Origin of the sequence: Rothia sp. HMSC072E10, from assembly GCF_001813965.1 — a bacterium.
In the GTDB taxonomy this organism is placed as follows: Bacteria; Actinomycetota; Actinomycetes; order Actinomycetales; family Micrococcaceae; genus Rothia; species Rothia mucilaginosa_A.
In genome coordinates this window covers 1-22,111 of sequence record NZ_KV814476.1, presented here as the reverse complement: position 1 = coordinate 22,111, position 22,111 = coordinate 1, and the positions used below count along the sequence as shown (strand labels likewise).

14 protein-coding genes and 1 pseudogene are annotated in these 22,111 nt (G+C 54.6%); 2 read left to right on the top strand and 13 right to left on the bottom strand.

From position 1 onward, the window contains the following. Both HMPREF2944_RS00290 and HMPREF2944_RS09085 read left to right on the top strand, forming a co-directional pair. Positions 1-3,641, top strand: a pseudogene (locus HMPREF2944_RS00290) (type IV secretion protein Rhs); the annotation flags it as partial. A 44-nt stretch (positions 3,642-3,685) separates the two neighbouring features. Next, on the top strand, positions 3,686-4,066 hold the full coding sequence (locus HMPREF2944_RS09085; protein WP_141754184.1) for a hypothetical protein: 381 nt from the start codon (positions 3,686-3,688) through the stop codon (positions 4,064-4,066). Positions 4,067-4,177: 111 nt separating this feature from the next. On the opposite strand, the gene HMPREF2944_RS00285 is transcribed toward HMPREF2944_RS09085, so the two are convergent. The 13 genes from HMPREF2944_RS00285 to HMPREF2944_RS00225 form a co-directional block, all read right to left on the bottom strand. Then, a complete protein-coding gene (locus HMPREF2944_RS00285) occupies positions 4,178-6,202 on the bottom strand; it encodes a serine/threonine-protein kinase (protein ID WP_070679316.1) in 2,025 nt (674 codons plus the stop codon). 117 nt (positions 6,203-6,319) lie between these two features. Continuing rightward, entirely contained in the window at positions 6,320-10,708 is a 4,389-nt protein-coding gene (locus HMPREF2944_RS00280) for an FtsK/SpoIIIE domain-containing protein (RefSeq protein ID WP_070679313.1), read from the bottom strand. Between the two features lie 134 nt (positions 10,709-10,842). Continuing rightward, on the bottom strand, positions 10,843-12,120 hold the full coding sequence (locus tag HMPREF2944_RS00275) for a type 1 periplasmic-binding domain-containing protein (protein ID WP_246826216.1): 1,278 nt from the start codon (positions 12,118-12,120) through the stop codon (positions 10,843-10,845). 149 nt (positions 12,121-12,269) lie between these two features. Then, positions 12,270-15,275 (bottom strand): chitinase, encoded by a 3,006-nt coding sequence (locus HMPREF2944_RS00270; RefSeq protein ID WP_070679307.1) that lies wholly within the window; start codon positions 15,273-15,275, stop codon positions 12,270-12,272. Between the two features lie 329 nt (positions 15,276-15,604). Beyond that, positions 15,605-16,297: a hypothetical protein gene (locus tag HMPREF2944_RS00265; protein WP_070679304.1), complete on the bottom strand. Its 693-nt coding sequence runs from the start codon at positions 16,295-16,297 to the stop codon at positions 15,605-15,607. A gap of 89 nt (positions 16,298-16,386) precedes the next feature. Next, positions 16,387-17,046 (bottom strand): hypothetical protein, encoded by a 660-nt coding sequence (locus HMPREF2944_RS00260; protein WP_070679301.1) that lies wholly within the window; start codon positions 17,044-17,046, stop codon positions 16,387-16,389. A gap of 3 nt (positions 17,047-17,049) precedes the next feature. Further along, positions 17,050-17,925 (bottom strand): hypothetical protein, encoded by an 876-nt coding sequence (locus HMPREF2944_RS00255; RefSeq protein ID WP_070679295.1) that lies wholly within the window; start codon positions 17,923-17,925, stop codon positions 17,050-17,052. Positions 17,926-17,939: 14 nt separating this feature from the next. Beyond that, the gene (locus HMPREF2944_RS09080; protein ID WP_141755706.1) at positions 17,940-18,377 is read right to left on the bottom strand and encodes a hypothetical protein; all 438 of its coding nucleotides are present in this window, start codon (positions 18,375-18,377) and stop codon (positions 17,940-17,942) included. A 261-nt stretch (positions 18,378-18,638) separates the two neighbouring features. Beyond that, positions 18,639-19,298, bottom strand: a complete 660-nt coding sequence (locus tag HMPREF2944_RS00245; protein ID WP_070679289.1) for a hypothetical protein — start codon at positions 19,296-19,298, stop codon at positions 18,639-18,641. A gap of 74 nt (positions 19,299-19,372) precedes the next feature. Continuing rightward, a complete protein-coding gene (locus HMPREF2944_RS00240) occupies positions 19,373-20,032 on the bottom strand; it encodes a hypothetical protein (RefSeq protein WP_070679367.1) in 660 nt (219 codons plus the stop codon). Between the two features lie 87 nt (positions 20,033-20,119). Next, positions 20,120-20,779 carry a G protein-coupled receptor family protein gene (locus HMPREF2944_RS00235; protein WP_070679287.1) on the bottom strand — a complete coding sequence of 220 codons (660 nt, stop codon included), beginning with the start codon at positions 20,777-20,779 and terminating at the stop codon, positions 20,120-20,122. Positions 20,780-21,185: 406 nt separating this feature from the next. Continuing rightward, the gene (locus HMPREF2944_RS00230; RefSeq protein ID WP_070679283.1) at positions 21,186-21,614 is read right to left on the bottom strand and encodes a hypothetical protein; all 429 of its coding nucleotides are present in this window, start codon (positions 21,612-21,614) and stop codon (positions 21,186-21,188) included. 82 nt (positions 21,615-21,696) lie between these two features. Beyond that, the coding region (locus HMPREF2944_RS00225; protein ID WP_371440394.1) for a hypothetical protein at positions 21,697-22,111 on the bottom strand (415 nt) is incomplete at its 5' end.

Below are 22,111 nucleotides of genomic sequence, written 5' to 3'. Positions count from 1 at the left end.
CAAGCACTCTGACCGCGTTGATTGACCCGACCGGCGTGAGTGTACGTACCTCCGTCGATTCCTCACACAAGACCATCACCACTAGTGATGGTGTTGACCGCGTGCGTATCTCGTGTGACCACCTGGGCCGCCCGGTGCGTAGCGAGGTTCTCTCTGAGGATTCTGGTCCGCAGGTTAGTGCGGATGTTGACGACCCGACTGTTTCCACGATGGTTTATGACGGTGCGGGTAACCCCGTGGAGGTTCTGGACGCTGAGGGTGGTCTGAGCCGTTACGAGTACAACGGTTCGAACCAGATGGTACGCATGATTTCCCCCGCGGGTCGTGTGACCGAGTACAGCTATGATGCGTGTGGTCGACTGGCTGCAACCTATGAGGCTGCCGGCACTGCTGAGCAGTCTGTGACTCGTTACGAGTATGACGTTGATTCCCGTCTGATTCGCCAGGTGTACGGTGACGGTTCTGAGGCGCGCGTTCGCTATGATGCGTGCGGTCGTGTGCTGTCTATTACCGGTTCCGGTGTGGCTTCTCCGGTGTTCTACACCTGGGATTCTTGTGGTCGTGTGAAGAGCATCCGCGATAACAAGTGGGGTACTCGTTCGTTCACCTATGATGCCGCTTCTCAGGTGGTTGCGGTGACTAATGGTGCCGGTGGCGTGACCCATTACCGTTATGACGAGGCGGGTAACGTTACCTCCGTGATGGATTCTGCCGGTCGTATTACCCGCTACGAGTATGATCTGATGGGTAATGTTCTGGCGGTAACGGATCCGCTGGGTGTGCGCACTACCTCTACCTATGATGCTGCCGGTCGTCTGCTGACCAGTACTGACGGTAATGGTGCTGTACATTCCTTCGGTTATGACCGTGACGGTGTTCCCTGTTCCCATTCGGTGGATGGTTCTTTGTTGTACCGTATGGAGCGTGATTCTGCGCGCCGTACGATGACGACTTATGATCACGCGGGTGTTGATGTGTTTGGTGCTCCCGTGGTGACGGTTGAGTCGTATGACCGTTTGGGTCGTTTGGTTCGTCAGCGCCGTGAGTTTGGTGCTCAGATTCCGCAGTCTTTCCGTACCGCGTACATGGACGAGACCGGTGGCTATGAGCTGTCCTACGCTTACGATGCTGATGGTCTGCGCACTGAGTTTGTGCACCCTCTGGGTTCGAGCGCTTATGCGTATGATGCTGCAGGCCGCATGGTCAAGCAGACTGATATCACCGCGTATCGTCTGGATGGGACCGCTGTTACCTCTGAGTCTCGTGTGGAGTCTTCCTTCGAGTACAACGCGGTGGACGCGCTGGTGCGTGCACAGGTGTCTGACTTGGCGGGTACCTGGGTTCGTGAGTTTGGTTACCGTGGCGCGCACATGAGCTCTGTGACTGAGGGCCCTGCTGAGGCAGACTCGGCTGTGGCAGACTCTTCTGAGGCTCTGCACACTGAGATTATTCGCGATGATTTGGGCCGTATTAGCGGTGTGGATTCGCCTGCTGGCCTGGTCATGTACACCTACACTGACGCGCAGATGCTCTCTTCTGCCGTTCGCGGCACGGAGACTCTGCGTTGGGCCTATGATGCCGCTGGCGCGCTGGTGCGTGTTGAGTACTTTGATAGCGCCCAGCCGCAGAATGCTTGGGTGAAGGTGCTGGTCACTGATGAGGGTGCTCGCGTTCGCGCAGTGTGCGTCTACGGTGTGCAGGATGAGGCGAAGGCTGACTCCCAGTCGGCTGAGTTTGCCTCTGCTGTTGAGGATGCTCAGGCGTGGCTGGGCCAGTGCCCGGAGTCTGTGGAACTTGAAGGCGTCACCCTGGTGCCGGTTGCGACGAGCGTGTTCTCGTATGACGGTAATGATTCGCGTCTTCTGCAGGTTTCTTCGGATGGTTCCGGCTCCTCGTTGACCTATGGTGCGGCCGGGTTCGTGAACTCGGTGGCGTCGTGGGGTTCTGCTGATGATTCTGCCGTGGCCTTCTCGCTGCTGTGTGCTTCTACTGATGGTCGTGTGCTTGCTGCCGGTGGCGCGTCTGCTGGTGTACCCGAGTTTGGTGTACCCTCAACCGGTGCTCGTACTAATGCTGGTTCTGCGGCTGGTTTTGATGCTTCGGTGATGCACCCGCTGGTGTGGGATGAGAATTCGTTTGTTCCGCGTGTGCTGGGTGTGGCTGGCTCGTCGATGCCTTCTGTGGGTTCGCTGGTTCCTGGTGCTGGTTCTGGTGCCGGTCTGCTGGACCCGTATGGTTGGGATTCTTTGGGTGTTGCTGCGCCTGCTGTGCCTTCTGCTCAGGGTGCTGGTGGTGTGCCTGTGTTGCCGGATTCGCTGGTTGGTGTTTCTGTGGCTTCGGGTGTGGTGCTGGGTTCTACTGGTTTTGAGGTGTTGGGTGCCCGCGTGGTGGATTCGCGTGTGGCTCGTTTTACGGCGCCTGATCCTTTGGCTGCGCCTGTGGGTGTTGGTTGGGGTGCTGATCGGTTCTCGTTGGTGGGTGGTAACCCGGTTTCTTTGGTGGATTCGTGGGGTTTGTCGCCGGTGTCGGTGGAGGACTTCGATAAGTACCGCGAGCAAAAGGTAGCTTCTGGTGGCTGGTTACAAAATAACTGGGAATATGTAGCTGCTGGCGCCATGTTGCTTACTGGTGCCGTAGTTGGCGCATTGGGCACTGGTTTGGGGCCTTTTGGTGGTGCCGCATTTGGTGCAGCATCAGGTGCTTTGATGGGTGCTGGTATGTCGGTAATCGAGCAGAAGATGTCTGGCGAGAAGGTTGATTGGTCTAAGGCTGGTAAGGAAGCCGTAAAGGGAGCTATTACCGGTGCTGTGACGGGTGCTGTTACTGGCGGTCTAGGTAATCTGAAGAAGCTGGCTGACGCGACAGAAAAAATTTCTAAGATTGGCAAAGCGGCCCAGAAAGCTGGAACTTATTTGAAGAATAATAAGCTTGTGGAGGATGTAGTAAAAGATTCGGTGTCAGGCGGTATTAATAACGTAGTGTCGTATTGCTTTGACGACAAAGTGAAGGATAAGAGTATAACGGGCGCTATGGGTATGTTTGCTTCTGGCGCTACCGCTTCGGCGGTGGGTGCTGTCGCTGGAGGAAAGATGAAGAGTAAATGGGGTGTCGCGGGGTATGAGAAATATAGCGCCCCAAGCCATAATCCGAGTGATCTTTTGGATTCGTCGCAAATGATGCGGTCAGCGACACCGACAACTCTTTGGGAAACAGCTAAGAAAAGCTCCTTTGAATTCAGTCGTGATGTTACGATTGACACCCTTTCTGGCGCAGCTAAGAATTCTGTTCAGGAGAGGCTTGAGATGGGTATGCAGGGGCGTGAAAATTCGCCGCAGCATATGGATGCGGTGCTTGCGAAGGGTATTCAAAAAGATGGATTGAAATCTTCTTTTAAGACTGCGGTAAAGATGACTCCGGAGGATGCCGCGGAGAACCGTGCTGCTATAGCTGGTGCATCGCGACATGCTGTTGGTGTAACACGAGATGCAGCAGTTAGCGCATCGCATCATGCCATGGATGTAACGCGACAGGCTGCTGACATAACGCGACAAACTGCCTCTCACGCGAAGGATAGGATTTCAGATGCCGTGGACTGGGCAGGTGACATTATCGAGGAACGAATGCGCAAATGGAAGAAGTAAGAATTAGGAACTTTTTATACCCTGGTTTAAGGAGATTGTAAATATTGACTAATTATCATGAATATTATAGTAAAATATCGTTTTTTTTGGCGATAGCATTGATTGCATATATAACTTATATTATTCCCAAAAATTTGCGTGATGATAGTGATGGGATAACTGCAGTATGCACTGTGACCGGAGCGTATACAAAGGAGCTGGGGGGAGCGGATACTGCGGGTACAACTAATGTTTCCCCCATAGGTATTTTTACGACTGAGGAGTGTGGCAATCTTACGATGTATGAAGCTCCTGAGGGTTGGAAGATACCCGCATATGTTGCAACAGCTCAGCCTGGTAAAAAATACCTATTCCATGTTGCAAATTCATCGCCTAAAAAGGAGCGGGATTTTGATACAACCCGCTTCGAAGAAATTAAAGAATAAAGAATTAAAAATTAATTATAATAATCGTATACAGAAGCCCCTGGGCTGAGAGATGACCTCTCAGCCCAGGGGCTTTCTGCATACCAGCAGTAGCTTATCTGAGCACCACCGTTAGCGGGTGATAATCGCGAAGTCGCTGCTGGACAGGTTCGTGAAATTACCAATCTGCGCGTTCAGGCGGCACTTAGACGTCACCGACAGCGCCGTCACCACCCGCTGATCCTCAGACACCAACACATGCCCCGAACAACCATCCGAAAAACTAATCAACTGAGCATCCGGAGAAATCGCCTGAACCAGCGTCGAAAACTCACCCGTACGCGGCAAAACCATCAACGGGTTCAGCTCATCCGCGCCACTCGGCCACACCGGAACCACCGTCACCGGCAAAACACTCTGATTCACCACACGAGAAGGAACCCGCAACTCAATCGAACGCAAACGCTGAATCGGGTACGCCGTCGAACGAACCTCCCGATCAGAAATAGCCTTAGACGTCTCAGACTCGATACGGTTCAGCCATTCCTCAAAAGCACGCGAATCCTTAAACTCAGCAGACACATTCGCCCGAACCTGCACCACGCCATTAGCTGGGATACTCACCCCAGACAGATTCCACGAACATGGAACATCCACCGCAGTCACACTCGACTGATTCTTCGCTACGCCAGAAGACGCCTGGCCGGCATCCCATGTCACCGAAGCACACGAATCACCCTCAACGCCGGGAAGCACCTGCAAAATATCGCCCCGAAGAGCCGACTTCTGCGAAGAAAACTCAAACGTCAGGCGGGCACTCTTATCCCGCGGGTTATACGTACCCTCAATACGGGTGCCCAAACCACTCGGCAAAGACGCCGAACTACGGCTCGACGCAGACCACGACTCGGCCGTCTTAGGTGAACCCTTACCGCCGTTCAAACCCACGAAGACGAGCACACCCACAAGGATCAGAGAACCCAGGATAGCGCCCCACACCAGCGGGCGGCGCAAGGGCGAACGGGCAGGCTCCTCTTCCTCAACGACCTCATCAGGCACATATGCCGGTTGCTCCACCACAAAAGGAGCCCGGATAACCGTTTCATTCTGCGCCTGACCCAGCGACGGCATGCCCGCACCATACAGCTCCGTAACATTCTGCCCCGGCACCGCAGAAACAGTAGGCTCAGCACCATGAACCACCGTAGGCGTGTACCCCACAGCGCCCGAAGACACCTCAACCCACCGAGGAAGCACCACATCAGTAGCGAAACCTTCAGCCAAAAGACGCAACTTAGCGGCAGCCTCAGCCGCACCAGGACGCTGAGCCGGGTTCTCCGCCAACATCCCGTGAAGCACCTCAGCAACCTCAGCCGGAATCTGCGGCGACAACTGCACCGCACCACCACGCACCGGAAGAGGACGCGCCGCCACCAGCAGCTCATGAAGGGTCACCGCGCACGCATAAACATCAACCGCCGGAGTGGCCACACCGTGCGCAGAACGCTCCGGAGCCATATACCCCGGAGTGCCAGAAAACGAACGAGAAGCCCCCGAACCCGCAGAGCCGGTAAAAGAAGCAATACCGAAATCAGCCACACGAACCTGCTGATCCAGAGACTCCCCCAAAACACCGCTCAGCAGAATATTCTCCGGCTTAATATCCAGGTGCATCACGCCCTGACGGTGAGCAAACTCCACCGCATTCAGAACCTGCACCATCAGGCTCAACGCCAAGCGGACCGGTAGCGGGCCCTTAGAGTCCAGCTTCTGACGTAGCGAACCGCCATGCTGAAACTCCGTCACCAGAGCCAGCACGCCGCCCTCAACCACCATGTCCGTCAACGGCACAATATGAGGATGCGACAGCGCCAACAACACCGAACGCTCACGCACAAAAGACTCAAGAACCACAGGGTTCTTCGCAAGCTCCGGGCGCAGAATCTTCGCCGCGTACAGAGCCCACGAGCCGCTCATCGTAGCAGCCCACACCTCACCGACCGCACCAGAACCCACCCGGCGAAGCAAACGATACGAAGAGCCAAGGGGAGTGCCCGCAACCAAGCCCCCAGCAGGCTGACCAGCAGCCTGCGGGGCAGGATGAGCATCACGACGCTCCGAGCCGGAGTACTGCGGCGAACCAGCAGGTACAGTCACGGGCTAACTCCTTAACATCAACTTCACAACAAGCAGGAAGATTCCCCAGACGGGGTGACCCCTACAGCAAAACGGTCGGTAAAGTTACACGATACCTCACCACGCGCCAGACAAGCCCTACAGCCCGCCACGGTGCTGAGAGTCCTCGGGGCTCATCAGCTGCACCAGAACCGGCGATCCAGCCAAGAACGCATAGCCACGACCAACGCTCAGCTGAACCGGGGCACGCCTCGGAATAGTGCCGAACATGTCCATGTCCATATCAACATTCGGCTGAACCACGGCACCCGTACGGAACTTACGAATAGCCTTCGTCCAATGGCTATACAAAGGACGCAAATCAGTCGGCTTACCCGTCGCAATAATGTGAACGTCCGGGAAGTCACCCTTCACGATGGCATCAAAAACGTTCATCGGGTCATCCACACGGTCACCGTCATCAATCAGCAACAGCACCGGACCCGCGGCATCCTGCAAAGCCGCCTGCACCTGAGCAGAAGCATTCTTGCTCTCAAACACCCGGTCAAAAACGCCATCCGGCGCATTCACCAGACCGGAACGCTGATCGAAGACAGCCCAAACCTCCGGAACCTCAGCGGCATCCAAGCGTGCGTTCTCCGCTGCGGTAGCGTCACCAGACGCCAACGCGGCAGATACCGCCCGCTCCGCCGCAGCCCTCGCCCGAGAAACCAGGCGAGCAAACGCAACCAGCAGAGAAGACTTACCCGAACGCGGATTACCCGCAACCATGGCGTGCTCACCCTCGTACAGCTCGAAAGCACACGCCTCCAGCGTGGCCTCAGCAATACCCACAGGGATACGCCACAGGCTCGGAGAAAACTCAGCGGCAGGCATGCTCTCCCACGAAACCCACGTCGGCAACTGGCCAATCACGTCACGCTTAGCGGGAGCCTGCGGGAAACGCTCATGAACCATAGAGACGGCCTCCTCCACGCCAACAGCGGGAGTAGCCACCTGCATCTGACGCAGATGCTTCGGATCAACGCAACGGCCGGGAATGGCGGCCGGTACATTAGTGCCGCGAATACCGTACGACGAATAATCGTGGATATCGCTCAGCTGGAAGAACCACGTCTGCAACGAAGCATCAAGAATCTGCGAGGGGATATTCTTCGCGCGGCTCGTCGACACCACGCAGTGAATACCAACAGCAGGACCGTCCGCATACACGCGGTAGAAATTCGCCAACAAATCCATGCTCACAGCGTCAGAGAACTCATCACGCAGCGTCGCAAAACCATCCAAAACAATGAAAAGAGGCTTACGGCGTGACGCGTCAGCACGGCGAGCATCAAGCTCCGACTTCACAAAACGCAAGAAGCGAGCCTGACGCTCCCTAGCGCCCTGGCCGGTACCCACAGCAGACACAACGTGCGGCAGGGAGTGCAGAGGCAACAAACCATCAGCGCCCATGTCCACCAGAACAATATCGATGTCCTCCGGCGAATAATGCTGAGCCAAACCCAGCACCACAGACTGAATCGTCGTGGTCGTGCCGCTACCGGCAACACCCACCAACAGCAGGTTGCTCATCTCAATATTCCAGCCCATAGGCACCTGACGCTGCAGCTCCGGCTCATCACCCAAAGTGCACATCAGGACACCGTCCCGGACACCCCCCACAGTGGGAAGATCCGGGTCGGGGAAGCCACGCACACCAAAATCAGCCAAATCAACATACGAACCCAACGGTTCAGGCCACACCTTACGAGGAGCGACCGCGCCACGAGCCGCATGAGCCGCCACAACAGCATCAATCAGCAGATCTAGGTCATTCGCATCACTCGACGACACCTTCGGACGTGCACGCTCCGAACGAGGAGTGCCGATACTATCGGTCGCACGAACCTCCAGAGAAGTCACCACCTCAGTGCCGCTCTGACCCGTCACCAGGGCAGTCTGCACCGGTGAAATATCATTCTGGCCCAGCTTCACATAGGCGCGACCCATCTGCGAACGCGAAATCTCCGAAGCATCCGGAACACCAATCACGTTCGAAGAATCCTCACGGCTCTGCACACGCAACGCCACACGCAAGTTCGTATTCGCCAGAATATCGTCATTCACCACGCCAGCAGGACGCTGAGTCGCCAGAATCATGTGAACACCCAGGGTACGACCCACCGCACCAATACTCACCAGCGACGACAGGACATCCGGGAAGTCCTTCGCCAGCATCGCGAACTCGTCAATCACCAGCAACAAGCGAGGCATCGGCTCCGGAGGGTTCGTCGCCAAATAATCCTTAATGTTATCCACACCCTCGCCAGCAGCCGCAAACAGGCGCTGACGACGATCCATCTCCGCCTCCAACGACTCAATAGCGCGGTGAGCCAACTGAGCATCCAAGTTGCTCAAAGTACCAATCGTATGCGGCAGACGCTCACACGTCTTAAACGCCGCACCACCCTTAAAGTCAACCAGAATAAAGTTCAAACGGCTCGGATCGTGGTGCGCAGCCAAACCCGCCACCAACGAACGCAAAAACTCACTCTTACCCGAACCGGTAGTACCACCCACCAGACCGTGAGGGCCGTCCTTCACCAAGTCCAGCGTGAACGCACCAGAATCGCCCACACCAATCTCCGTACTGAAACCATTAGCCTGAGACCAAAACGCCTCAATATCCTCAGCACCCGGAGGGGTCGGCAAACCAACCAGCTCGGGCAGCTTCACCAGCTGAGGCAAACCGCCACCCAGCAGCAGACGCTCAGGGTCCTCATGATGCGCCAAAGTACGCGCCACATGAAGAGCATCCTCAGCGCTCACACCAGCGAGCACACCGTCAGTGACCGTGTAACGGCGGCGAGGCTCCGAATAGGTTATAGAAGCCTCCTCACCGATCTCCACGACCGAAGTACAAGACGCCGGAAGACGGTCAACGGAAGAAGCCAACACAATACCGGCAACACGGCGAGCGCCCGCGGCAGCAGTCTTATTCGCCATCAGACGCACTTCATCGCCGTACGCCAAAAGGTCGCGTGCCGGCGACTCGCGGCCCTCAGTGAGGGTATCCGAATCAACGACCACGCACAGGCCGCGGGTCGGAAGGGACTCAATGTCATGGTAAAGAGAGCGCAGCATCTGGTCCGACTGCTCCTTACCAGAAGCAAACCAACGCATCTGCTGGTTCTGCGCCATGCGGATATGCGGAAGCCACGACGTCCACACCCAGTCCTGCGAACGCGCGGAATCAGCGCAGACCGCAATCGTCATATCTGCAGGACCCGTATGGGTCGCCGCCTGCAGTACTAGGCTACGCGCCAGGGCGAGAGACTGCTCACGCGGCCCCACGATGCCGATAGCGCCACCCTCACGCAGGTCAGCAATCAGCGGAGCATCCCACAGGGTATTGTGGTCAAGAAGATGCTGAACCTCAGGCTCAGGGTTGCTCGGTTTCGTCAGCTCAGGAGTCCAATGAATATGCCCAGTACCTATGTGGAAAGTCAACAGGTCGGGGCTGGTGCTCCGGCGACGCCACAGCGTCATCGCGGGAAGAAGCGCCCGCAGCTGAACGGTATCCGGTGCCGGGGCAAGGTCACGAAGACGCTCAACCTCCTCACGGTTGCTCAGAGCGACACGTTCCTTAAACTTTTCCATTTCCTGCTCAAAACGCACACGCTCCTTCACCTTGTCCTTGGCGTGACGACGTTTCTGCTCCACCCACATGCCGATACTCAGGACGGGGCTGAGCATCGCGAAAAGGGCGTAACGAATCTCCTGCATAATGGCGACCATTGCCGCCGCCATAATAAGCGGGCCTATCGCCATTGCAATATTGAACTTCGGCGGGTCAGAAATATTCTTGCGGGTGGGCGCCTCCACTTTTTCCGGAGCGCTCAGCGCACCCTGACGCGGCGGACGGTTAAACGGCGCTGTGCCCGATGCGCTCACATTCGGCGCGCTACCGGGGCGAGGTGCGGCCTTCTCCTGAGGAGCAGGCCGCAGAGTCAGAACACAATCGCCAACATGGATCGTGGTGCTCTCAGAAACAGTCAGACCCTCCTCATGGATTTTCTGACCGTCCACAAAACTACCGTTCGTAGAACCCGGGTCAGTGATGCGCACCTTCTGAGTGTTTGTCGACTCATCATGAACCACCTGCAGGTGCAGATGCTCCCACGACGCGCTCGCCGTGGGCAGCACAATATCGGCGTACGGGGAACGACCCGCCACCAGAGGACGCGAAGAGGGGATAGGGCGCGGCAGGGTAACCGTCGAACCACCGCTCAAGCACACGCTCCAGCCCTGCACCAGGGAAGGGTAGGAGAGCGGTGCCCTAGAGATGCGCATACCCTCCATCGGCTTGACCTCTGCCAGGGTGGAGGAGGCTGTCACCGGGCGGTTATCGCAGTACAGCGGCTCGTCGGCAGGCAGGGAGGGACCACCGGTCGCCTGGACGAGATCAGCGATGGTCGTCTCAGGCTGCCAGGAGTCTAGTTCATAGCTCCCGTTATGCTCTTCAAGATCAAGGAAAAAGCGCATAAGGTGTTCTCCAAAATAGATAAATCGTGAGCCCTGCTGGTGAACGGACTAGAAGTAATACCCGAAAGCCGGGGTGTGATGGACCGGCTCTGCACGGATTAGGCTTTGCTCGGATTAGGTTTTGTGCGGAAAAGCTAGTCGCGAGATTCTGAAGTGAACGTGCGAAGCATCCACACGGGCGGGTTCACCGCATCCGCTGAGGCAGATCCACCCTGAATCATCGAAGCATCCGCGGTGGGGTATAGAAGCCCCACCTGACCGCCAGCGGCGTAGGAAGACGAAAAATCCAACGGATACGCCACTGTGGAATCTTTAGCGTCCAGCCGGAGAGTTCCTAGAACCCGTCGAACCGCATCGGGAGTGTATTCACGAACCCGGCTCGTTGCATACGCAAAAGCCAAGAGCGCGTTATGGGAGGGAGCATCCGCCCACACTGCCGAGTTCGAGAACGCCTGTTCGCCCGACAAATCCTTGAGCGAAGAATCGTTCTTCATCCGCTCCACCGTCGACACAAACGCCGAAGAAGCACGACCGGCATCATCAGCACTCAACGCCGCAGCACGTGCCTGCATACGCCCCACGACGCGAATATTGTCGGTCAGGGAACCGCCGTTCTCCAGAAGGAGCCGCGTAAAAGGCTCCGTCAAAGCTTCCTCACCTGCAATCACGGGAGAAGTAATGCCAGCCCTCTGGAGAGAACGAAGAACCTTTGCCTGAGTCGAGGCAGAGCCCGCTAAAACAAGAATCGGAGACGAGCCCGAAGACTTATCACCCAGAAGGCGCGTCAGCTCCTTGAGAGTGTCCTTCATGCTGTCTTCATCAGCAGAAACCTGAACGCGATTCGTATAGGGAAGGTCAGGCGCAGAACCCTCACCCGCATCCAGCAGGATGGTGTGCACACCATCCTGCTGCTGCGAAGAGCCCGTGCTAGATACACCGGCAAGCGAACGAATGGCAGCCGTATAGGCCTGCTTCTCCTGCTCAGGGTCCAGAGCAAAACTCCACACCCCATCGCCAGTATCTACCCGGTCATACGTTTCAATCACCGCAACATTGCGTTCCTTGGCGGCAGCCGTAGCACCCCGAAGATGTTCCCCTTGAGAAGCAAGCACAATACCCAAAGCGCCCTCAGAAGAGAGCTTTTCTACCGCCTCACGGGCGCCCTGCTCCGTTCCCTTATCGTTCGCATAAAGAACCTTCACGGACGAATTACCCAGAGCCAGGCGGTACTGTGCAACACGAGCGCCCTGAGCGTTCAGACGCCACGCAGACCCCTCAGCATCATCACCGAAAGTAGCGACAACACCAATAACAGGCTCACGGCCAGAGGCCGGAAGAGAAATAGCCTGCTGAACCGTCACCGCAGACGCAGGGTTCGTACCCGTACCGAGCGGCAAAGGCTGAGGAGTCACAGTGCGCACGCCATACCAGATCCCCACCACCGCAAGGCTAAACAGCACACACAGACTGACACACCACACCATGGTGCGCTGAGTGAGCCGCCTGCCCTCGCGGCGGTGAGGACCTGGATCAGAACCCAGATGAGGGGAAAACCCCACGGCTAATCACCAATCTGGAAGGTGTACACTGTCTTCACCTCTGCACTGCCGGCATTCGACAGATGGAAGGTAGGCAGAGAACGCAGACGTTGCAGCGAGGCCTTGAACTGCGCCTGACGCTTCTGCAGAGCAGCGATATCCTCGGAGCGGAGGTTCGTGTAACCCTGAGCATTCTGCATCGCCAAAGCAAGCTGGTAGTCAGCGGCACCCGCCTTCGCGCTATTGCTCTTGAGCGCTCCCAAGAGGCCAGCACCCTCAGCGCTGCTATCGCCCAAATCAAGCATGAGCTTCGACAGGTCGTTATTCAGCTGAGCAGAAGCACCAGCCAAATCTCGGGTAGCGTTCTCAGTGCGGGTGCTCAGAGCAACCAGAGAACGCTCGGTCACCGAGTCCAGGGACTGACGCAGACCCTCAATACGCTCATTCATATCCTTATGCTGAACCTCGATAGAATCGCCAGCCACCTGAACCACGGTATTCGCGGTATCAGTAATACCTGCAATCGATGCGGCGAATGCCTCCTGGGCAGTCGAAGCGGCGGACGAACCGTTACTCGAAACCTTACGGATCTCTTCGTTAATCATGCCCGTTAGGGTGTCGCGAGTTTCGCTGGCAGAATCCTTGAACGCTTCCTTAATAGCGCTGGAGAGATCTGCCTGCGTGTTCGTCATATCTTCCAGGTTTTTACCCAGAGCATTGACGGTATCCGAAGCCGAACGGATACGGTCACGCAACGAAACCTTCGCTTCGTCAGACAGTTCCTTCTTCTCGGCGTCCTGGTTCTGTGCGTTTACGGCATCGTCCAGGGTCTTCTCAACCTCACCGAGAGCACCATCTACCGCGTTCACAGCATCGTTAAGATTCTTGGCGTCGCGAGCCAGGCCCTCCTTGGGGTCATCCATAGAGGTTGCGGCAAGGACCTCATCCCATGCTGCTACGGCCTTGGCGATACGCTGCTCCATCGGAGTACGTGTAGCAGAGGGGTTCGGGGTGATGATACGCCTGTTCGCGTTCTCCACCGTGATGGAACGCGTATTACCTTCAGTGGCGGTAGGCTCGGCAGAAGGCGCCTCGGAGGACGGGGCAGCGGAAGGCGACTCATTCTTCGACGGCTCTGCAGAAGGGGCCGCAGAAGCAGATTCAGACGGTGCGGGGCTAGGTGCTTCAGAAGAAGGAGCCGCAGACGGCGAAGCCTCACCGTTACAAGACGAAGCTGTCAGGTATCCACGCAGATGCTCCACCTGCTCAGCAGATAGAGAGCCGCCGCGCTCAGTCGACAGAGCGCAAAGCTGCTCCGCCAGTTCCTGGTTCTGGGCGTTCATGGAACCAGAACCTTCCACCAAATCTGCACGAGCGGAAGCCGCACGAGAATGAACGTTCTTGATGCTCTCAATCAGGCGACTCGACGTTTCCTTCAACTGGTTCACACCCTGACGAGCCGCGCTGACCTTCTCACGCAAAGCGCGCACAGCATCAGCGTCAAGAGAGGACGGGTCCTTCTCCATCTGCTGAACAATCTCATCCATCTGACGCTTCAACGCCGAATAGTTGGTATTCGCACCCTTCAAATACTCCGGCTGCAGATGATCCACAATCTTCTCGCCGGTAGCAACCAGTGCAATCAAAGAGCTCTGCACCGTCACCGACGCACCAAATAGGGCACAGGTTACCGAGCCGCTAGAAGAGCAAGTCTCAGCGGTCGGGTGCTCCGGGCCCACAATCTCACGAATCGAAGCCGTAAGATCCTGCTGGCAGTCTGAGCTTGCCTCCGCATACGCGTTCAGGACCGCAGAGAGCTGGACCAAGTTACCGTATACACTACGGCTACTTGCATCCTCCTCACGATGCACAACACAACGACCATTACTATGCGAAACAGACACATTGGGGCGCGCTGTCGTATCACCCAGCATGGTGTGAAGAGCCGCGACGGTACGTTCCAGCTGGGAAATTAGCTGAGAATTATTGGTACGCGAAGCCTCAGAAAGGTCCTTCTGCAGGTTCTCAATATTCGCCTGCAGACCCTGCATGGTCTTCGTCAATGATTCATTCTGAGTCTTCAGGTGCTCGGCAGCGTCCTTACCCAAAGTTGCAGACGTATCATCCAGGCTCTGACGCACCTGAGCAACCTGTGAACTGGCGCTATTCAACGTTGAATTAACCTCGTTGACGGTATCGATGGTGCGCTGCAGAAGCGCCACCTGAGAGGCATCCTGAGAGGTGAAACCGTTAGTAATAATTCCCGCGCCAGACAAATCGGACGCAAAACCAGGCTGCACCGAAATATTGAAGGTGGGTGCGCTAAAATCCTTCGCCTTAACCTTCAACACAAAAGAAGAGGAACTGCCGGTTACCGGAGGCGCCGAAATAGCGCCCCACTGAACAACAGCCTTACCTTCATCATTGGTGCTTACCACGCCATTCGTCGACGAATCAGTGGCATCAGGGGTCGTAATAACCTGGGTCGGAGAACCCGAAAGAACAGTAGAAGCAGCGATGGAGAACGGAGTACCAACCGGTGCGGGGCTAGTACGGCTGGTACCGGATGCATCATAGGTGACGTCCTCAGTCTTCACCGTCAGGTTTTCGACCGTAACCTTAATGGTGATTTCGCCACTGTAACCGTTCAAATCATTCAGGTTAGTGCCGCTACCGCGCTCGCTAGAATACTGCAGGCTCACACGCACGGGAAGGTCATTGACGACGTCCTTGGGTTTGAACTGAACATTGCTCGTAGAGCTCGTGCGGTCCTTGTCGTTAACGTAAATGTTGGTCGACTCAATCGACGAGACCTCACCGTCACGGCCCATCTGAACATTCACGTTCTGCAGAACATTAGTAGCGTTCTCCACCTGGTGGGGGCTCTGGGAAGTGACGGTGCCCTTATCGGAAGGGGCGCTATTGTTGTTCGTACCCGTGGAACAAGACGAGAAAATCAGTGCCGTAGTGACACCCAAAATCAAAGGAAAGCGGAATAAGCGCTGACGCGCGGTGGTGTGGTTGGTCATGATGATCTTTTCGTTTAAGTTATGTGTCGTGCAAGCAACCGATAGTGGCGTACCTGAAACGCAGCCGAAAGATGCCTGCAGAGGTATACGGAGGGCCGGGCCCAGTACCACTCTATCAGCCTAATCTGAGAGGGCGGATAATATTTCGTCCTAGTCGGCGCCTCGTTAGGGGATTCCATTCAACCTTGAGGTGATAGTCAAAAGTATTTTTTATTTTGTTTTAATCTCGTGTGTTTGCCGAGTGCTGTTCGACGTAGAAATACTCTGCGGCCGAGGTTATTTCCCAACCCAGGAACTTTCTCTATGCATGGGGCTGTTGCCGTGCGGCACTACATCTTGATATCCGACAGGCCGGTGATTTTGTTGCGCCTTCTGTACAGCTTCCTGAACAGGGGCTGCGTCCACTCGAGGTTATCCCACGTATCAACCCACGCCAGATCCTGCGGGTCCCGCATATCGGGCCAGCGGTCGAACTCGAGCCTAAACCGTACGATGGCCAGCAGCCGGTGGTTCTTGCCAACGGGGTCAAGCTTGGCGATTTCCTTGCCTTTCTTGGTGTAGAAGGTGGCCTTGTCAGACCCTACCCCAGTCCATTCCAATTCTTCCTCCGCATCACCCTGGAAGTAGAAAACCTGGTCGATAGCCCTAATCGGGTAGGAGGTCACGGCAGCAAATGGAGAGAGCTTCTGCTCCACATCGTCTGGCGTGATTTTCGTGTACACCAGGTGAACGTGCAGAAAGTGGTAGGGGAAGAAGAGCAGCATGATGAACGCCAGCAGGTTGAAGAGGATACCGAGCTCAACCTGCGTGTAGAGGTAGAGCGCGAAGAAACCTGCCGGGAATATGGGCGTAAGAAGGCATATGAGTGCTTCACGGCGGGGCGCGCGCGTAATGTAGATGCCTTCGTCGCGGAGCTGCCTGTCCTGGCGCAGGTGCCTATCATGCAGAACAATGATTGTGATGGCGCCGATGACTGATGCGAGGGTGCAGGTGCCCCAGAGTAGAAGGAAAAAGGTGTGCATGATGCGTGCTCCTCTTTCGCGGTGTTGGTGGTGTTCGTGCCGGTTGCGGCTCTTTGGATGTAGGGGGTAGTCGGCGCTTATCGAGTGGGCTACATGTAGACGTCGGCAAGGCCAGTAACCTTCTCACGACCCCTGAAATAAAGAATGGTCATACCCCTATCGTCCAACTCATTCACCCTCGCCACATCATCCGAATTATTCATATCAGGCCAACGCTCGTTCTCAATCCTGAACCTGACAATTGCCAAGATCCGATAGTTGTTGTGGGTGGTCGGACCAAAGACAGCAATCTGTTTACCGGAGCGGGTATAGAAGCCCACCATATCCTGATCTTCAACATTCAGCGTTTCGTAATACACGATGCTGTCTATCGCGTTAATAGGGTAGCGGGTCGGGTTGGCTGACCAGACGCGCTGCTCAATACCTTCAGGGGAGAGCTTCACATATGCAACAAGAGTATAGCGACAACACAAGAAAAAGAATAACGCTAAAGCAATTCCGGCGATATTAAACCAGATACCCATATTTCCACTATGACTATTGGCCATATATAGCAAAAAAGGAATGAACGGATTAAATATACAAATCCATACCTCAAAGCGATTTACTCGCCTAATGTAAATTCCCTGCGCTTCTTTTTTCTTATCTTGGTGTCGATTAATCTCGTACCTAATAATAATGTAGGGGATAGAGAGAATAGACAGCACTAAGATAATTCCCCAGAAGATACTAAAGATGGTATCTAGCATGTTCTACTCCGCCTCCTGAACGCTAGCATAAGAAGAGGAATCCGCTTCTTCCTCTTCGGGAATAGAAATACCCACGGTCACGTATTTCTTCACCGACCACCCATTCATCGCTACCGACGCCGCAAAGAACAGCGCAGGCAACCACTCCTTGCGGACCAGCGAATAGCCTAAGTATCCAAGCGCAATACACGCCGCCAGACCAGCCACGCCGATGCACACGGCACGCAGGATGCGGTACCCCTCAGACCCCTTCTCAAAGCGGGGACCGTGCAGGTAGAAGAGGCCCTCACGCACAACACGCAGGAACCCCGGGGTCAGGAAAAGCGCAACCGCCAGAGCCGCCGGATCGTAGCCTGCAGTCATGAAACTGGTCAGAGGAACCACGAGGCACAGAACCGTGAAAATAGCCGCCGACACAACACCCACTCGGGTTGAGCGCCTATTCATCTGTTCCATGCGCTGCAGGTCGGGAATATCGTCGTTAGGCTCGATGCGCTGGATAAGGAAGGCGACGATGGTTAGCCCACCAACCATGTACCAGGAGGCAAAGTTCGTCTCTGGAGTCCACAGCATTGCATCCGCAGTGCGTAGTACCCCAAAAGCGGTCAACGCCGTCAGAACAATCAAGCCCACTGCGCTGATGGAGTGAACGAAGATAAAGAAGTGGTGGAAGAGGCCGCCGTTTGCTTCATATCCATAGCTTTTACTGCGCACCGTATCTATAGCTGAGAGGCCTATAGGACCTGCAACGAAGAACATTGCGCCCCAGGGCCAAGCGTCAATAACACTCATCCCTATTGATGCAAGGGCCATGAAGATAAAGGCGCACCAGAGGCAAATAAGCCACAGCACTCTTAAGGTTTCAAAGAAAATACTCATCCGATTCCTTTCAACTATTTGGGCTCTGCCGCGGCGCGGTCGAGGATGCGCTGCAGATGCTCCGGGATCTGTCGGTACTCCCCAGCCTCGGGGGAACCAATCTCATACTTGCGGGCGTAGCAGAGGATTTTGATTAGGGTATCCATCTCCTCATAATCACCGAACTCTACAAAGAGCTCCGGGATATACTTGGGCGGCCAAACGCCGTAGCGTTCGCGGAAGAGAATCATATGGTAAATGTAGGTTGCGTCAAAGAAGACGGGGCTGAAACCCAGACGGTAGCGTCTCATCTGGCTACTGCTGATGAGCAGGTGTCCGCCTTTGCCGTTGACCTGCATGTGTATTTTGGTGATGCTGCTGTAGTCGAACTCGCGGGTTTTGAATCGCCAGTTCCGCCACTTCACGGAGGTTTCATTCTGCTGGATGTAGAAGGAATGGGTGTGAATAGCCATGAACCAGAGCCAGCATCCTAATAAATTCATAAATAGATACGCCGGAATGTAATCAATAAGTGTTTCTGCAGGAAAAGTTAGAGGAAATAGAACACACGTAAATAGGGTCAACAAGTCCACACACACTACAGCCAGTAGCGGTTTTTTCTGCCGCTGTCCCAGAGGAATATAACCCTTGGGGCGATTGAGGCCGATAGAGCCGTTGGTGACGGTTTCGGCAAGAAATTTTCTGAACATTCGCTGTCCTAGTGTGGTGGGTGGTTACATGTAGACGTCGGCAAGGTCGGTAACCTTCCCCAAATTTTCAAAGTAGCGCATCGTCTTCCCGGCACAATCCAAACGGTCCACCTGAGCTACGTCATCCGGGTTGTCCATGTCAGGCCAACGCTCGTTCTCAATCCTGAACCGCACAATCGCCAGAAGCCGGTAATTTTTATGAGGCAACGGGCTAAACAGGGCAATCTGAGTACCTGACTTAGCGTAGAACCCCACCATATCCTCGTCTTCATATTTTGCTGCCTTGTAGAACACGACACGGTTGATCGCGGTGAAAGGGTAACGGGTCGGGTTAGAGAACCAGATGCGCTGCTCGATACCCTCGGCGGAGGTCTTCACGTAGGCAACATGCACGTACCGCAACAGCGGAAGGACTGCAAGTGACAAGCATAGGTAGAGTATTTCATTGCCTGTGCCGAATTCTTCTTCAACATAAACATGTAAGAAAGCCATTAGCACGGACGGGACGGGAACAAATATCAGGCATAAAGCTTCGCCCTGATTAACTCGTCGAATATAAATACCCTCGCGCCGCCGCTTTTTATCTTTCCAACGTTGCACTTCGTAATTGATGATGACGTAAAACGTTGCAACTGTAGTGAATACAGCGAAGACACCCCAGAAAATAGTCAGGAAAGTGCGCATGATGGGTTCTCGTTTCGTGTGGTTGGTGAATAGAGTTCGGTGTTTGGGGCTATCGTATCGGCTGTCGCGGGGTGCTACATGTCAACGTCGGCGAGGCCGGTAACCTTCTTGCGCTCTCTAAAGTAGGGGACTGTCTCACGACCATTATCTAGCTCATCCGCCCGAGCAATATCACCCGGATTATTCATATCAGGCCAGCGGTCATTATCAATCCTGAACCGAACAATCGCCATGAGGCGGTAATTCTTATGAATAATCGGGCAGAAAGCGGCAATGAGTTTTCCGGATTTACTGTAGAAAGACACAAGGTCCTGGTCGTCTGTAGAAGTTGCCTCGTAGTATTCAATGCCGTCAATAGCGTTGAAGGGATAGACGGTCGTGCGTGCCGACCACATGCGCTGCTCAATACCTTCAGGGGAAATCTTCACATAGGCAACGTGTACATACCAGGCATACATCATGAGCCCGATTGACAGAAGTAATGCAATTGATTCATAGAAGATACCCGCAGACCCATCATCTACAAGATGAAGGTAGAACAAAAGGCACGGAAATCCAGGGGCAAATATTGCTAGAAGAGCCTCTGCCTGATTAACTCGTCGGATATACGCGCCTTGGCGGCGGCGCTCCATATCCTTCCATCGCTGAATCTCGTAATTGATGATGATGTAGAGTGTCCCGGTTACCGAGATGAAGGCCAGGATGCCCCAGAAAATAATCAGGAAAGTACGCATGGTGGGTTCTCGTTTCGTGTGGTTGGTGAATAGGAAGAGCGCGCTCCGTCCGCGCATCCCCGGGAGCCTTCAGCCTTGCAAGCCGGGCTACATGTCAATCTCAGCCAGACCCGAGATTTTCTTACGGAACTTGAAGTACGGAATGACTTCAGCACGGTTATCCAGCTGGTTCACCTTATCCACGTCAGCCGGAATATCCAGGTAAGGCCAACGCCCGTACTCAACCCTAAATCGAGTCATAAGCAAGAGGTAGTACTCATCATAATTCGGGTTCAACGGGTTAATGCGCGCACGCGATTTGGTGAGGAACCAGGTGCGGCTTGCGGTATCTTCATCCGTGGATTCGCTATACACGACGCTATCAATCGCGCCGATAGGGCAGATCCTCGACCCGCGAACAGGGGTGTGCTGCTCAATACCTTCAGAAGAAATCTTCATGTACGTGGCGTTGACACTCCACAGGTAGAACAACAGGAAAGCAGCCATGAGTATGGATGCAATGTCTACAAATGAGTTCGTCTCTGGGGTGTTGAGCGACAAAAAATAGCAGATAATCGGGAAACCCGGGAAAAAGACAATAATGTACGCCAGCAGCGTCTGCATACGACTAATGTAGATTCCTTCACGCTTTTTCTTCTCGTCACGGCGCCGATTAATGATGTAGGTGGCCAGGGTGAAAAGCGTGAAAATGATCGTGATGATGGAGCACGCACCCCAAAAGGTAATAGCAAATTCTTGAGACATCATTTAGCTATTCACTCCTTCAACCGAGTTGGAGTCGGCGATGGTAGCAGAGTACGCTTCTCTGCTTACTTCAGCTGTGCTCATGGTATGTACGTCCTTGTGTGGTGGTTGGTGAATTGTGCTCGCTACGGTGAGGTGGCGGGCACATCCTTAGCCTATCGCACCGTATCTGACCAGAAGGTTAACTGGGTGCAAGGCTCGGGTGAAGACTGGGCGACCATTTACCGGCGGATGGGATGGGTGGCCCTGTATTCGCCCGATTTTCTCGGCTGCTCATAGGGGAGGGGACGCGCCTTTCGTGTCTTGGTGGTGCTGGTTGAGGCGAAATAGGTTGCGCGTATTGCCTGGAAAGCCCCGAACGGTACGAGATGAAGACTCGCACTGCCCGGGGCTCTAGTTTATAGAATTGTCATTCTTTGATTTCTTCGAAGCGGGTTGTATCAAAATCCCGTTCCTTTTGAGCAGAGTCATTCGCTACATGAAACAGATACTTCTTCCCCACCTGAGCCGTCTGAACATAGTCGGGAATCTTCCACCCGGATGGAGCCACAGACAGGCGGAGCGTGCCACACTCCTTCGTCTCAAAAATACCCACGGGGGCAATATTGGTCATGCCGCTAACATCTGATCCCCCTCGGTCCTTCGTGTAAGCCTTAGTGACGGTGCAGGTAGCGGTAACGTTATCGCTATCATCACGCAAAGAGTAGGGAAGATACACGGTAACGAAGAGAGCAATCGCTACAATAATTGCCAGCATTATCATGCGGCTCCGATTCATGGTGCCTAATGTCTCTTTGAGGCCTTCACGAACACCTTGTGCAAATTCTGCCAGGAACATATTTTATTACTTGCTTTCTCTCGTGGGCATTAGGGTCAATATTTACTCACAAGCGGTCGTCTTTATTTCATTGATCTACGGCTTATTCTTTGATTTCTTCAAAGCGGATGACGGAGAACCCTGTTTTGTCGTTTCGGGTAGTGAAGGACTTGTACGCCCTGTATTTCCTACCCGCCTCAATGCTATTGAGGTAGGGGCGGATACGTTCCCCATCGGGAGCGTGCCACATCGTGATGGTTCCGCACTCTTTCGTCTCGAAGGCACCGGAGATTGCGTAGGGGTCCTCGTGCTCAATAATTTCAACCGACTCGATAGTGCATATTTCAGAGTCGTTATTCGGGTTGGAATGGGTCATGAAATATATAGCTCCCAATACGGCAATAAATCCTACGAAAAATATAATGACGCCGCGGTCATTCCATATATTTTCTGCTGTTCTACGAAAATACTCTTTGAAATTGGCTCCATTATTTTTCATCGCTATTCGCCTCTTCTCG

Coding starts and splice junctions, on each gene's coding strand:
- HMPREF2944_RS00280 (WP_070679313.1), bottom strand. CDS start 10,708: ATGCGCTTTTTCCTTGATCTTGAAGAGCATAACGGGAGCTATGAACTA.
- HMPREF2944_RS00270 (WP_070679307.1), bottom strand. CDS start 15,275: ATGACCAACCACACCACCGCGCGTCAGCGCTTATTCCGCTTTCCTTTG.
- HMPREF2944_RS00265 (WP_070679304.1), bottom strand. CDS start 16,297: ATGCACACCTTTTTCCTTCTACTCTGGGGCACCTGCACCCTCGCATCA.
- HMPREF2944_RS00260 (WP_070679301.1), bottom strand. CDS start 17,046: ATGCTAGATACCATCTTTAGTATCTTCTGGGGAATTATCTTAGTGCTG.
- HMPREF2944_RS00255 (WP_070679295.1), bottom strand. CDS start 17,925: ATGAGTATTTTCTTTGAAACCTTAAGAGTGCTGTGGCTTATTTGCCTC.
- HMPREF2944_RS09080 (WP_141755706.1), bottom strand. CDS start 18,377: ATGGCTATTCACACCCATTCCTTCTACATCCAGCAGAATGAAACCTCC.
- HMPREF2944_RS00245 (WP_070679289.1), bottom strand. CDS start 19,298: ATGCGCACTTTCCTGACTATTTTCTGGGGTGTCTTCGCTGTATTCACT.
- HMPREF2944_RS00240 (WP_070679367.1), bottom strand. CDS start 20,032: ATGCGTACTTTCCTGATTATTTTCTGGGGCATCCTGGCCTTCATCTCG.
- HMPREF2944_RS00235 (WP_070679287.1), bottom strand. CDS start 20,779: ATGATGTCTCAAGAATTTGCTATTACCTTTTGGGGTGCGTGCTCCATC.
- HMPREF2944_RS00230 (WP_070679283.1), bottom strand. CDS start 21,614: ATGTTCCTGGCAGAATTTGCACAAGGTGTTCGTGAAGGCCTCAAAGAG.